The 13,063-nt window shown below is 63.8% G+C and carries 16 protein-coding genes; 9 read left to right on the top strand and 7 right to left on the bottom strand.

Annotated features, from left to right (window positions below):
* Positions 1-69: 69 nt before the first annotated feature.
* Entirely contained in the window at positions 70-531 is a 462-nt protein-coding gene (locus tag FJV83_RS02880; protein WP_095771067.1) for a GNAT family N-acetyltransferase, read from the top strand.
* Between the two features lie 69 nt (positions 532-600).
* Here the strand turns inward: FJV83_RS02880 and FJV83_RS02875 are convergent, their stop codons facing one another.
* The 5 genes from FJV83_RS02875 to FJV83_RS02855 all read right to left on the bottom strand — a co-directional run bounded on the left by FJV83_RS02875 (position 601) and on the right by FJV83_RS02855 (position 5,569).
* The gene (locus FJV83_RS02875; protein ID WP_095791291.1) at positions 601-2,376 is read right to left on the bottom strand and encodes a tetratricopeptide repeat protein; all 1,776 of its coding nucleotides are present in this window, start codon (positions 2,374-2,376) and stop codon (positions 601-603) included.
* 183 nt (positions 2,377-2,559) lie between these two features.
* Complete coding sequence (locus tag FJV83_RS02870; protein ID WP_142884982.1) at positions 2,560-2,997, bottom strand: DUF1284 domain-containing protein; 438 nt, start codon at positions 2,995-2,997, stop codon at positions 2,560-2,562.
* Positions 2,994-3,587 (bottom strand): biotin transporter BioY, encoded by a 594-nt coding sequence (locus tag FJV83_RS02865; RefSeq protein ID WP_142884981.1) that lies wholly within the window; start codon positions 3,585-3,587, stop codon positions 2,994-2,996. Before FJV83_RS02865 ends, FJV83_RS02870 begins: the two co-directional genes overlap by 4 nt.
* Before the next feature lie 187 nt (positions 3,588-3,774).
* Positions 3,775-4,443 carry a GntR family transcriptional regulator gene (locus FJV83_RS02860; RefSeq protein ID WP_095771071.1) on the bottom strand — a complete coding sequence of 223 codons (669 nt, stop codon included), beginning with the start codon at positions 4,441-4,443 and terminating at the stop codon, positions 3,775-3,777.
* Between the two features lie 109 nt (positions 4,444-4,552).
* Positions 4,553-5,569: a polyprenyl synthetase family protein gene (locus tag FJV83_RS02855; protein WP_142875377.1), complete on the bottom strand. Its 1,017-nt coding sequence runs from the start codon at positions 5,567-5,569 to the stop codon at positions 4,553-4,555.
* Positions 5,570-5,773: 204 nt separating this feature from the next.
* On the opposite strand from FJV83_RS02855, the gene FJV83_RS02850 reads away from it, so the two are divergent.
* From FJV83_RS02850 to FJV83_RS02820, 7 genes are all read left to right on the top strand, one after another.
* The gene (locus tag FJV83_RS02850; RefSeq protein WP_027041409.1) at positions 5,774-5,998 is read left to right on the top strand and encodes a DUF2007 domain-containing protein; all 225 of its coding nucleotides are present in this window, start codon (positions 5,774-5,776) and stop codon (positions 5,996-5,998) included.
* A complete protein-coding gene (locus FJV83_RS02845) occupies positions 5,998-6,813 on the top strand; it encodes a tRNA1(Val) (adenine(37)-N6)-methyltransferase (RefSeq protein ID WP_142884980.1) in 816 nt (271 codons plus the stop codon). The genes FJV83_RS02850 and FJV83_RS02845 overlap by 1 nt, the downstream gene beginning before the upstream one ends.
* A gap of 79 nt (positions 6,814-6,892) precedes the next feature.
* Positions 6,893-7,753: a S49 family peptidase gene (locus FJV83_RS02840; protein WP_095771073.1), complete on the top strand. Its 861-nt coding sequence runs from the start codon at positions 6,893-6,895 to the stop codon at positions 7,751-7,753.
* Between the two features lie 139 nt (positions 7,754-7,892).
* Positions 7,893-8,078 (top strand): membrane protein, encoded by a 186-nt coding sequence (locus FJV83_RS02835; RefSeq protein WP_019856933.1) that lies wholly within the window; start codon positions 7,893-7,895, stop codon positions 8,076-8,078.
* A gap of 26 nt (positions 8,079-8,104) precedes the next feature.
* On the top strand, positions 8,105-8,992 hold the full coding sequence (locus FJV83_RS02830; protein ID WP_142884979.1) for a 4-(cytidine 5'-diphospho)-2-C-methyl-D-erythritol kinase: 888 nt from the start codon (positions 8,105-8,107) through the stop codon (positions 8,990-8,992).
* 1 nt (position 8,993) lies between these two features.
* Positions 8,994-9,548: a molybdenum cofactor biosynthesis protein B gene (gene moaB, locus FJV83_RS02825; protein WP_142884978.1), complete on the top strand. Its 555-nt coding sequence runs from the start codon at positions 8,994-8,996 to the stop codon at positions 9,546-9,548.
* A gap of 137 nt (positions 9,549-9,685) precedes the next feature.
* Positions 9,686-10,120, top strand: a complete 435-nt coding sequence (locus tag FJV83_RS02820; protein ID WP_095771076.1) for an aldehyde-activating protein — start codon at positions 9,686-9,688, stop codon at positions 10,118-10,120.
* Here the strand turns inward: FJV83_RS02820 and FJV83_RS02815 are convergent.
* Both FJV83_RS02815 and FJV83_RS02810 read right to left on the bottom strand, forming a co-directional pair.
* The gene (locus FJV83_RS02815; RefSeq protein ID WP_142884977.1) at positions 10,110-11,084 is read right to left on the bottom strand and encodes a hypothetical protein; all 975 of its coding nucleotides are present in this window, start codon (positions 11,082-11,084) and stop codon (positions 10,110-10,112) included. The genes FJV83_RS02820 and FJV83_RS02815 overlap by 11 nt on opposite strands.
* A 144-nt stretch (positions 11,085-11,228) precedes the next feature.
* Positions 11,229-11,756 (bottom strand): glycosyltransferase, encoded by a 528-nt coding sequence (locus tag FJV83_RS02810; protein WP_095771078.1) that lies wholly within the window; start codon positions 11,754-11,756, stop codon positions 11,229-11,231.
* Positions 11,757-11,906: 150 nt separating this feature from the next.
* On the opposite strand from FJV83_RS02810, the gene FJV83_RS02805 reads away from it, so the two are divergent.
* Entirely contained in the window at positions 11,907-13,061 is a 1,155-nt protein-coding gene (locus FJV83_RS02805) for a PA0069 family radical SAM protein (protein ID WP_142885067.1), read from the top strand.
* Positions 13,062-13,063 lie beyond the last annotated feature (2 nt).

Raw genomic sequence — 13,063 nt, 5'->3', positions numbered from 1 at the left:
ATTGCCGGGCTCGGGAGCCTGCGGTCTGTTTCGTCCCTCCAGCCCACATCAACGACCACAGGTCCAGCCATGCCCAGCTCCATCATCGTCCGCCCGGTCACGCGACAGGATTACGAGCAATGGCTGCCGCTGTGGGACGGCTACAACGCATTTTATGGCCGCGCCGGCGAGACGGCGCTGGCAAGCGAGATCACCGCGATGACGTGGTCGCGCTTCTTCGACGCCTATGAACCGGTCCATGCGCTGGTGGCTGAAAGCCAGGGACAGCTCCTCGGCCTCGTGCACTATCTGTTCCACCGCAGCACGACGGCGATCGCACCGAACTGCTATCTGCAGGATCTTTTCACCACGCAGGCTTCGCGTGGCAAAGGCATCGCCCGGGCGCTGATCGAAGGCGTCTATGAGCGCGCGCAGGCCGCCGGCTCCGGACGGGTGTATTGGCTGACGCACGAAACCAATCAGACCGCGATGAGACTCTATGACAAGGTCGGCGAACGCTCCGGTTTCGTCGTCTACCGGAAGCTGTTTTGAGGGCTGCGCGCCTCCAAACGAAAACGGGGCTCCCAAAGAAGCCCCGTTCGCATTCAAAAGTAGCCGATCTCACCCCTTCGGGACAGGTACCGGCTCGGGCTTGACCTTGGGCGTTTCCTGCGCCGTGTTGGATTCGATCGGCGGCAGGCCCTTCATCAGCTTCTGCTGCAAGGTGGCCAGCACGTCGGGATCGGGCTTCAGGTCACGCGCCTGATTCCACTGGAAGGTGGCTTCCAGCTTGCGGCCGACGCGCCAGTAGGCGTCGCCGAGATGGTCGTTGAGAACCGGATCTTCGGGCTTCAGCGATACGGCGCGTTCCATCTCGCGCACCGCGTCATCGAAGCGGCCGAGGCGGAAATAGGCCCAGCCCAGCGAATCCACGATGTAACCGTCGCTCGGCCTGAGGTCGACGGCCTTCTGGATCATCGCCAGGCCTTCCTTGAGGTTGGTGTTCATGTCGACCCAGGAATAGCCGAGATAGTTCAGCACCTGCGGCTGGTCCGGCTGCAGTTCCAGCGCCTTGCGGAAATTCGGTTCGGCCTTAGGCCATTCCTTCAGCCGCTCGTAGGCGATGCCACGCTGGTAGAAGATGTTCCAGTTGGCAGCGGTCGGCGTCTTCAGCGCCTCGACGGCCTTGTCGTAGAGGTTGGCGGCCGAGCGGAAATCGTCCTTGGAGGAATAGACCCCGCCAAGCGCCAGATAGGCGCGCATGTCGTTGGGATGAGCCTCGACGAAGGCCTTCAGATGGGTGATCGCCTCGTCATGGCGGTCGAGATCGGCAAGGTTGAGGCCAAGCTGCAGATCAGAAAGCTCCTTCAGCGGCGAAGAATCGGGAATCCGCCGATAGAGCGCGATGGCGCCCTCGCCGTCCTTCAGCTGCTCGGCGACGGCGGCGAGTTGCACGAGAGCCGCGTCGCTGTCGGGCCGCAGGGCGAGCGCATATTGCAGGTAAAGGCGAACGAACGGCTCGCCGCCGCCCCGGTTGAGCGCGGTGGCGAGGTCGAGCAGGATTTCGGAAGCACCGTCGGACGGACCGGACACGAAGGGCGCGATCTTGTCGCCCTTGCTGATCCTGTCGCGCAAGGCGACGATTTCGAGCTTACCCGGCGAAAACGCCTCGGCCTGGTCGAGCACCGAGATCGCCTTGGCCTTGTCGCCCTTGCGGGCCAGGAACGAGGCATAGGCCTGCGCGTTGCGCATCCAGGTTTCGGGCGCGGCTCCGCCGGCGGCGGTATCCTGCATCGTCGCGGCGTAGATCGCCTCGGCCTTTTCGGGCATGTTCGAGGCATCGGCGACCAGGGCGCGGTGGAAGGATTTGAACAGGCCGAACCAGTCCGGGCCCTGAAGCTTGTCGATCGAAGCCATCGCGTCGCCGGCTTGGCCAGCACCCTGTTCGGCCCAGCCGGACATCACGCCGGAAATCAGCCGGTCAAGGTCGGACTCCAGTGACAGCTTCAGCCAGTACTGGGCCTTGGTGAAATCCTTCTTGTGGAAAGAATCGACGGCCAGCGCCAGGCGCGAGAAGCGCTCGACATCGGGCACTTCCTTGAGCTTGTCGGCATAGACCAGGGATTCGTCGAAGCGACCTTGCGCGATCAGCGACAGCATCAGGCTCTGCTGCAGGCCGGTGTCGCTCGGATCGAAGGCCAGGGCCTGCTTGTAGTAGGCGATGGCGCTGTCGAGGTCGTTGTCGCCTTCGGCGATCCGCGCTGCCAGATAGGCGCCCGAGAACGACGAGATCTTGACCGGTTCGGTGGATTGCTTGGCATAGGCCGGCAAAGCCGAAATCGCCATGCCCGTCACAATTGCCAGCCTTGTCAGCCAGCGCGCACGTCCTTGCTGCATCGTATCCCTTTCAGCCAGGCGCCATCTCCGCTTCAGCGGGATCGACGTAGACTCGATCTTTCCGGGCAAAGCATGGCCTTTTTGGGGTCGCGCTTCAATCCGCCTGAAATTCACAATCGGGTCAGCCGATTAACAAACCATGGCTGGAGGAGATTTTCGGCCGCGGAAAGGCCGGCGTCAAGGTCAGCGCTGCACGACGGATCGCTGCACTTTCGTCTCGGGAAAGCCGCCGGCCGCAATCGCGCCGCACAGCTCGTTCCATTCGCAACCGCCGCAAGCCTTGCGCACGCCACCAACGGAGAACGCCCGTCGCAGCCGCGCCAGGATTGCCGCGTCGAGATCGAGGCGGACGCCGGGCTGGATTGGTCGGGCCAGAAGATCCCCGACATCGCGTGCGGCAAGCCGGTCCCGCTCGATGACGCTCTCGTTGCGGCAATGCGGGTCCGGCCCTTCGAGCAAAGGCGCGCAGACATCATCCGGGCCGGAAACAAGGAGGATGTCCTCGCCCCGGCTCAGGCGCTCCGCGATCGCGTCATAATTGACGGTGAAGGCGGGGCTGTATCCCTTGCCCACATAGGTGAGCAGGCAAAGGAGATGATGAGCGCGCAGCCTGATCGTCACGGATTGGCCGGCTTCGCCTTGCCACGGGGGAGCGCCATGAGTGTCGCGGCACCAAGCGCCGACTTCAGCAAGCCGCCGACAATGAACGGCAGGAAGCCGAAGGTAATGGCCTTCTCAGTGCCGATCATGACGGCGAGCCATGCCGTGCCGAGCACCAGGCAGGCAAGATTGCCGAGCAGCATGGCGGCGAAGGCAAGCACCACCCTGTCGCCGTTCCAGCCGCGTTCGGCCAGCCAGCCGACAAGCGCGCCGGTGATCGGGAAAGCGAAGAGATAGCCACCGGTCGGCCCGACGAAATGCGCGACGCCGGCAGCGCCCCCGGCCAGCACCGGAAAGCCGGCAGCACCCTCGACCAGCCATGCCGCGATGGTGACCGCGCCAAGCCGCCAGCCATAGAGCGCGCCGATCAGCGTCACCGCGAAGGTCTGCATGGTCACGGGAACCGGCACCATCGGCACTTCGATGTAGGAGGACAGCGCCAGGAACAGCGTGCCGAGCACCACGGCTCCGACCTGCCAGGCGAGCGAGCGGTCTTGAAGCCGGAGCGGGCTGAAGGACGGCTTGCTGGACGTGAATGCGATGTCTGTCATGAGGGTCCCTTCGGTCGATTTGAAATTATAGATAATTTCTGTTTTCGATCTATTATCGAATCCACATTTCTCGCAACATAGCAAGCCTTCCCACGACAAAGAGCGTCTGAACTGCGTCCCGATGCGCTTCAGGTCATTGCTTTATGGATGGCGCCCCAAATTGAGGGCCACTTTTGGGTGAGGGGCATCAACCCACGATCGCGAAGGCTTCGCGCGTCGCGCCGGACGCCGTCCTGACCGGCTTGCGGCCGATCCATTGGACATGCCGCCCCAGCGTCGCCGCGGCCGATTCGGTGTTCCCCTGCCGCAAAGCGGTCAGGATCGCCCTATGGTCTTGGTCGGTGCGCGCCTCCCACTCCGAGCGCCATGCCGCGAACAGGAAGCGGGCGCTGGCGGCATGCAGATCGTCGATGGTGGCGAGCAGGCGCGGCATGCCGCATGGCGCCAGGATCAGCCGGTGAAAGGCGCGGTTGGCTTCCTCCCAGGATCGGACATCGCGGGATTTGTCGCCGGCCTTGGTCGCCTCCTCGGCAAGATCGAGAATAGCCGACGTCAGATGCGGCGCGGCGTGGCGCAGCGCCAGCACTTCGAGCGCGGCCCGCATTTCGGCGACCTCCTTGACCTCGCCGAGATCAAAAGCCGCGACGCGCACGCCACGGCGCGGTTCGCTGACGGCCAGGCCTTGCGCCTCCAGACGGCGGAAGGCCTCGCGCACCGGAACATGACTTGTGTTGAATTCCTCGGCGACATGATCCTGGCGCAGCCGCGCTCCAGGCTCGATCGCGCCCGAGATGATGCGGTCCGCCAGCGCCTTGCTGATGCGCACCGCGATGGTGTCGTCCGTGCCCTTTGCCATGTTTTATAGATAATTTGCCGTAAGGCCGCTTGTCGAGACGACGAGGCCGTGTTCGCCATCGTTCTCCCCAGTACAAAGCGACGGGAAATTCGGAGAAAAGACGGCCTTCTCAGTTCACCCGGCTGATGCAGAAATCGATGACGTCGATCAGCGCCGATTTCTGCGGCGTTTCTTCCAGCGGCGCCAGCGCGTCGCGGGCGATCTCGCCGAAATGGCGGGCGCGGCCGATCGTGTCGGCGATGGCGCCGTGACGGGTCATCAGGCCGATCGCCTTTTCTAGGCCCGCGTCGTCGACGACATTGTCCTCGATGGCGCGCTTCCAGAAGGTGCGCTCGGCCTTGGTGCCGCGCCGGTAGGCGAGGATGACCGGCAAGGTCACCTTGCCCTCGCGGAAATCGTCGCCGACATTCTTGCCCAGGTCCTTGCTGGTGCCGCCATAATCCAGCGCATCGTCGATGAGTTGGAAGGCAAGCCCGAGATTCATGCCGTAGGAGCGTAGTGCCGCGCGATCATTGCGGGTCGCCTGGGCGATGACCGGTCCAACTTCGGCGGCGGCCGAAAACAGTGCGGCTGTCTTGGCCTTGATGACGGCGAAGTGCTCGTCCTCGGTGGTTTCAAGGTTCTTGGCGGCTGCGAGTTGCATGACCTCGCCCTCGGCGATGATCGAGGCGGCGCTCGACAGGATGTCGAGCGCTTCGAGCGAGCCGACATCGACCATCATGCGGAAGGCCTGGCCAAGCAGGAAATCGCCGACCAGCACGCTTGCCTGGTTGCCCCAGATCATGCGGGCGGTCTTCTTGCCACGGCGCATGCCGCTCTCGTCGACGACGTCGTCGTGCAGCAAAGTCGCGGTATGCATGAACTCGACTGAGGTGGCCAGCTTGACATGGCCTTCGCCGGCATAGGCGAACATCTGCGCGGCGGCGAGCGTCAGCATCGGCCTGAGCCGCTTGCCGCCCGACGAGATCAGATGGTTGGCGACCTCCGGAATCATCTCGACGTCGGAGCCGGCCTTGGACAGGATCAATTCGTTGACGCGTCCCATGTCGGCCGCCGTCAGATCGATCAGATCCTTGATGGAGGCGGGCTCCCGCTTCCCGTTTTCGATGTTGAGAACGACACCCACGACAATAACTCCCGTCTTGTTACAACGCGTGCGACGGCACCCTTAGTCCCGATACGGACTCTAGGGCGGCGGACACGGCCACGGCAAGTGGCGAATTGGCGCGGCGGCGGTGACAGCCTGTTAACGATCCTGGATGGAGCCAAGGCTCTGCCGCCGAATCCCCTGCCCGTTTACATCAATGGCGCAAACTGCGAGTTTCATACGATGATAGAGCTTGTCCGCACCAACGATGCCGTGATCATCTCCTTCGTCGAATCGCTGATGCGCGACGCCGGTATCGCCTGCTTTGTCGCCGATCAGAATATGAGCATTCTCGAAGGGTCGATCGGGCTTTTGCAGAAGCGCGTCATGGTCGACGCCGACCAGGCCGATGCCGCTCGTCGCATCCTCAGGGATGCCGGCATCGCCAACGAGATCCGCACAAAATAATGTCGACCGCGCCAGCCGCCCCTGCCCTTGACACCCTCGGCTCGGACACGCCGGCCCATACGGTCGATGCCTTCCATCGCGGCCGGTTCTGGCTCGTCCAGCCCAAGCATGGCGGCCACCGCGCCGGCATGGATGCGATGATGCTGGCGGCGTCCGTGCCGTCCGTCTTTGGCGGACGTCTCGCCGATTTCGGCGCCGGCGCCGGCGCTGCCGGCCTGGCGGTGCTGTCGCGCTGCCCGGCTGCCCGGGCCGTTCTGGTCGAACGCGCACCGGAAATGGCCGCCTTCGCATCGGCTACCCTTGCTCACCCCGGCAATGCGCATCTCAGCGATCGCGCATCCGTGCTCGTCGCCGACGTCACGGTTTCAGGCCAGGCCCGGGTGGCGGCAGGTCTGGCCGACAACGACTTCGACTATGTCATCATGAACCCGCCCTTCAACGCAGCCAGGGACCGCGCCACGCCTGACCGGCTGCGAAAGGAAGCCCATGTCATGGAGGACGGGCTGTTCGAAAGCTGGATCCGCAGCGCGGCAGCGGTGGTCAGGCCGCGCGGCGGGCTTGCCGTCATCGCGCGGCCCGAACAGCTCGGCGCCATTCTCGACGCGATGTCAGGTCGCTTCGGCGATGCCGAGCTGCTCGCCGTGCACCCTCGCCCCGACGCAGCGGCGATCCGTATCATTGTGCGGGCAGCGCTCGGCGCGCGCGGAAAACTTGCCATCCGTCCGCCTTTGATGCTTCACGCGCAATCGGGCAATAGCCCCGACGAGCGCAGCGAAATGATTGCCAACGGTCTCGCCTCGCTGTTTGGAGATTGAGCTATTCCTCGCCGCCGCATTGCCGTTGGCCGGGAAATCCCTACATGCCTGCAACCTATCGACCGGAGACCGCGCCCTCGTGAAACGCTTTTTCAACCGCCTGCTGCCGAAATCCTGGCGCTCCACCGTCGTCACCATTCCGGTCATCCGGCTGCACGGCACGATCATGGCCGGCGGCCAGTTCCGGCAGAATCTGTCGCTGGCCTCGACAGCCGGCCTTATCGAGAAGGCATTTTCCTTCGATGCGCCGGCGGTTGCCATCTCGATCAATTCGCCTGGCGGCTCGCCGGTGCAGTCGCGCCTGATCTTCAGGCGCATCCGCGACCTGGCGGTTGAAAAGAACAAGAAGGTGCTGGTCTTCGTCGAAGATGTCGCGGCCTCGGGCGGCTACATGATCGCGGTCGCCGGCGACGAGATTTTTGCCGATCCCTCCTCCATCGTCGGCTCCATCGGTGTGGTCTCGGCCTCGTTCGGCTTTCCCGAACTGATGAAGAAGATCGGCGTCGAGCGCCGCGTCCACACCGCAGGCCAGAACAAGGCGGTGCTCGATCCGTTCAAGCCCGAAAAAAAAGAAGACGTGGAACGGCTGAAGGCGCTGCAGCTCGAGGTGCACGAAACCTTCATCGATCTGGTCAAGGAGCGGCGCGGCACGAAGCTGAAGGACGATCCGGATCTGTTCACCGGTCTGTTCTGGACCGGCAAGAAAGGCGTGGAGCTCGGCCTCGTCGATGCACTCGGCGACATGCGCACGGTGCTGAAGACCCGGTTTGGCGCGAAGACCCAGCTCAGGCTGATCACCGCGCCGCGCGGTTTCCTCGGTCGTTTCGGCCTGTTCGGCTCAAGCAAGGGCTTTTCAGCGCCCGATATTGCCGCCGCCGCCGCCAGCGGCGTCATCGATGCGGCGGAAGAGCGCGCATTGTGGGCCCGCTTCGGGCTTTGAAAACCGCGCAAAACCGTCTAGCATGAAGGCTTGAAGTCCATGCATGCCGTTTTTCCAAAACCGGACACAGTTTTGGGCGACATGCATCAACCGACCCGACCGGCCGCCTTCGCCGGCCCAGCGTGGTAGGAGTTGTGACATGCCGCAGATCATCTTCTTCGCCGTCGTTGGCGCCGCCGCCTATTTTGGCTACCGCACTTTCATCCGGGAAGCCGAGCGTGTGACGGCCAAGGTGCGGCGCACCGAAAAGCAGGCGGCCAATGGCGCGATGGGAACGCTGGTCAAGGACCCGAAGACCGGCGAATACCGGCTGGCCAAGGACTGAGCATCATCCCCTATACGACTGACGCCGTGGACACCGAGATCGGTTCGTGTATCTGGCACGCGCATGCCAAGATCAATCTGGCGCTACACGTCACCGGCAGGCGTGCTGACGGCTACCATCTGATCGACAGTCTGGCGGTGTTCACACGCTTTGGCGACCGGGTCGAGATCGCGCTCGCCGATAACGATGATTTCACCGTGTCGGGCCGTTATGCGCCGGCGGTTCCGCTCGACGCCAGCAATCTTGTGCTCAAGGCCCGCGATGCCTTGCGACGGGAGGCTGGCCCCTCACGGACCCCGCCCATCTCCATAAAACTCGAAAAGAACCTGCCGGTTGCCTCCGGCGTCGGCGGCGGGTCGAGCGATGCGGCGGCCGTGTTGCGCGGACTGGCGCAGGCATGGGCCTTGGATCTGGACGACGCCGGCTTGGCGCGGATCGGCCTTTCGCTTGGCGCCGACGTACCGATGTGCCTGGCGGCAAAGCCACTGGTGGCGCGCGGCATCGGTGACGAGCTGTCGATCGTACCGGACTTTTCGGCGCTGGGACTGGTGCTGGTCAATCCAGGCACGCCGGTGTCGACGGCGGATGTCTTCGCGACCCTGTCTCGCCGCGACAACGAGCCCCTGCCGCCGCTGCCGCGCAGCATCGATTTTCACAGCCTGCGCAACTGGCTGGAGATTACCCGCAACGATCTGGAGCCGGCAGCCCTTGCACTGCAGCCCGCCATAGGCAGGGCCCTGTCATGGCTCAACAAGGCCGGGTCGGGGTTTTCACGCATGTCGGGATCGGGCGCGACATGTTTCGGCCTGTTCGAGACCGGCAATGTCGCCAAGCGCGCGGCTGCCGAGATCCGCGGCCGCCAGCCCGACTGGTTCGTCGCGGCGACGCGCAGCATGCCATCGGAGGCTGAGTGACATGGCTGGTATCAACGAGAGCCGTTCCTTCATTCCGGTGCGTATCGCGGTGCTGACGGTTTCGGACACGCGCGGCCTTGCAGACGACAAATCCGGACAGACGCTGGCCGACCGCATCACCGAGGCCGGTCACATCCTGGCCGCTCGCGACATCGTCACCGACGACCGCGACAAGATCCGCGACACGGTGCTGGCATGGTCGCGGGACAAGGCCATCGATGTCGTCATCACCACCGGCGGCACCGGCTTTACCGGGCGCGACGTGACACCGGAGGCGCTGGAGCCAATCTTCGAAAAGCGGATGGACGGCTTTTCGGAAGTGTTCCACCGCATTTCCTACGACAAGATCGGCACCTCGACGATCCAGAGCCGGGCGACCGGCGGCGTCGTCAACGCCACCTTCGTCTTCGTGCTGCCGGGCTCGCCCGGCGCCTGCAAGGATGCCTGGGACGGCATCCTCAAGGCGCAGCTCGACTACCGCCACATGCCCTGCAACTTCGTCGAGATCATGCCGCGCCTGGACGAACATCTGCGGCGCGGGAAGTCGGCTCCGTAAGAGCTGAGGGCAAAGCCCGGGTTTCACGCCGCGCTTGGAAGGCAGAACGGCGTCAGTGCCTTCCAAAAGCCATTCCAAACCGGATGCCGGAGAAAGTACCTTCTCGTGGAAGGCCGATCACGGCCCAGGAAGATACGATGAACGAGCATGCCGGCGGGTGCCATTGCGGCAACATACGACTTCGATTTTCAACCAATATCGACCCCTCGCAAATCGAGGTCCGCGCCTGCCAATGTTCGTTCTGCACCAAACATGGCTCGCGCGCCGTCGCCGATCCGGACGGCAGGCTGACCGTCTTGATCAAGGACGAAGCCCAATTGCACAGATATCGGTTCGGCCTGCGTACAGCCGACTATTTGATCTGCCGGGACTGCGGTGTCTACGTCGCGGCGATCACCACCGATGACGGTGATTCAAGGGCGATCGCCATCGTCAATGCCCTGGACGACCGGTTGAAGTTCAGCCGCGAACCAGTCGCCGTGGACTATGATGCCGAGAGCAGGGAAAGCCGCATTGCCCGGCGACAGGTGCGGTGGATGCAGGTGGAGATCCGGTTCGCCTTTACCGAATAACCGGTTCGCCATGAAAGCGCCGGCGCGAGGGGCGTGAGACGCCGAAGCCGACTTCCATCATCAGCCGCGGCGTGCGCGTCGGCACGGTGCCCATGTGAAAGCCGAACGGATCCTCGACGAAGCCGAGGCCGGCTTCGCCGGTCAGCGTCACCGGGCTGTGCTCGCCATAGACGTCCAGCACCTCCTGGGCGGGATGGCCGACCAGCAGGGTCAACTGATGCTTGATGGCGCGGCGCCTGTGGCTACCCCTGACATAGACATGCGGACCGGTGTCGGCATCGACCGGCTTGAGGTAGAAGAAGAACTTCAGCATGCGCCAGTCGTCGAGGTCGAAATGATACTTGCCGAGCGAGGCAAGGTTCTTGTCGGCGTCCGAGGCCTTGCCGGTCGGAAAGCTCCACCAGACGCGCGTCGTGATCAGTTTCGCCTGAGCGCCTAGATAGTGCGCTGCAATGTCGAGAAGCAGCGGATCGCGCTGTATAGCGAGTGCCGCCGGGCAGTCGAGGATGCGCTCGAAATAGTGTCCGCTGAGCAGAGAGCGGCCCAGGCGTTTCTCGGCCTGCGCATGGTCGCCCGGCATGAATTCGAGACGGCGGTCGAAATTGCCGAAGCAAGGCTTGCGCCCCGCGAAATCCGCGATCTCTTCATGGATCTCCGGCGGCAGGACGAGGCCTGAAAACAGGCCGTCGGAACGCAGCGCATCGACCACCGCCGCCCGCTCGACACCGGAAAACATCGTATCCCCGACATTGTCGGCAGGACGGGCGCGTTTTGCGCCCAGCCAATGCATCCGGCGCCCGGGCATGGTGCGCGCCAGCATGAACATCGGCAGCCAGGCCGGGTTTTCGCGCAGGTCCGTGAGATAGGTCGGAATGCGCACGGCAATACGCCGCAGCAGGCTGCCATTGCGCGCAATGGCTTCGAGACTGTCAGCACCGGAATTGTCAGGGGTTGAAAGCGTCATCGGGTCCTCTTCTTTGAGGGTGACACCGATGCCGCATCGGTGCCCACCACTCGCATGACCCAAACCCAATTCACCCACCTCGGGAAAGGCTAACCGTGCGTCAGATTTTGTGCAATGCACAATGAGCAGAGCAGGTGCAAAAAATCACTTCGGCGCGCGGTGTTGCTGCTTCGGCGGCGCCACCCAGATCTCGGCCTCGAGCTTCTTCGTCGCAAGGCCCCGCGCCAGCGCCTCGGCGCTGCTGGCACTCTTTGACAGCGATGCGGCCTGGCGCTTGCTGATCACCAGCCCGTCGGCGAGCGCACGGTTTCCCGAAAAGACCCTGGCCAGGAAAGGCGTGCGGCTGCCCCGCGCGCGCGAAAACCGCGCCGCCATGGTTTGCCTCGCCGTGTGGGCGACGACCGCGTCGGTCCAGCCCTCCACCAGCCGCGCGCCCGGCTCCAGCAGCAACAGCCAATCACCCTTGGCCTGCCTTATCCCGGCGGCGATACCGCCGCTTGCCACATAGTGGCAGCCGGCATGGTCCGCGACATGATGCGTCTGGTCGTTGGAGCCGGTGTCGCAGACGACAACTTCGCGCACCACGCCCTCGACCGCGCCGCCAATCAGCGAGCCAAGCGTGCGGGCGAGAGCCTCCTCGTCATTGCGGGTTTCGATGAGAACACTGAGCATATTTAGCCGAATAGCGGAAAGCCGCGCACAGCGCCAGTTTTTGCGGCGCAGCATAAAAAGTTCTTGCTTTGTTCTCGTTGGCAAAATAGGAATAATTTCATGAACAGAGCGATTCGACACAACATGGACAGTCCCTGGGAGCGGGCCAAGATGGAACCGATCGTGCGTGCCGACATTGCAGCCTTCGGGGCAGGACGAGCCGAAATGGCCAATGCGATGATCGAGCAGAGTGGCATGCGCATCCGTCCGGACCGCATTCGCGGACGGTCGGCGGGCATCAATCCGTCCGGCCGCTTCGAACCGGTCAGCCGGCATGTCTTCGACGATGGCTGGAGTTCGCTGGAGGAACTGCCGCCGTTCAAGACCGAAGTGCAGGTGGAAAAGCCGCGCACCATCATCACCCGCAACGAATCGCCCGACATCTCCTTCGACCGGTCGATCAATCCCTATCGCGGCTGCGAACATGGCTGTGTCTATTGTTTCGCGCGGCCGACGCACGCCTTCATGGGCCTGTCGCCGGGACTGGATTTCGAATCCAAGCTGTTCGCCAAGCCGGATGCGGCGCGGCTGCTCGACAAGGAACTGTCCAAGGACGGCTACCAGCCGCGCACCATCGCCATCGGCACCAACACCGATCCCTACCAGCCGATCGAGAAACAGTACCGGATCATGCGCGAGATCCTCGAAGTGCTGGAAGCGCGCGGCCATCCGGTCGGCATCGTCACCAAATCCGCCCTGGTGACGCGCGACATCGACATATTGTCGCGCATGGCCGAACGCGGACTGGCCAAGGTGGCGCTGTCGGTGACGACCATGGACCGCATGCTGGCCAGGACGATGGAGCCCCGCGCGTCGACGCCGACCAAGCGGCTCGAAGCGATCCGGCAACTCTCTGACGCCGGCATTCCGGCTTCGGTCATGGTGGCGCCGATCATCCCCGGCCTCACCGACCAGGAAATGGAGCGGATCCTCGATTCGGCCTACGCCGCCGGTGCGCGCGAGGCGGGTTATGTCGTGCTGCGCCTGCCGCTGGAGGTCAGCCCAATCTTCAAGGATTGGCTGCTGCGCCACTATCCCGACCGCTATCGCCACGTGATGTCGCTGATCCGGTCGATGCGTGACGGCAAGGATTACGATTCGGAATGGGGTAAGCGCATGAAGGGCGCCGGACCCTACGCCTGGCAGATCGGCCGGCGATTCGAGATCACCGCCAAGCGGCTCGGCCTCAATGCCGAACGGCGCACGTTGCGCACCGACCAGTTCATCGCCGCCGGAAAGGACCAGGAGCAGTTGATGCTGCTGTGAGA

The organism is Mesorhizobium sp. WSM4307, assembly GCF_007003945.1.
Taxonomy (GTDB): domain Bacteria; phylum Pseudomonadota; class Alphaproteobacteria; order Rhizobiales; family Rhizobiaceae; genus Mesorhizobium.
This window is presented reverse-complemented; position numbering and strand designations above follow the sequence as displayed.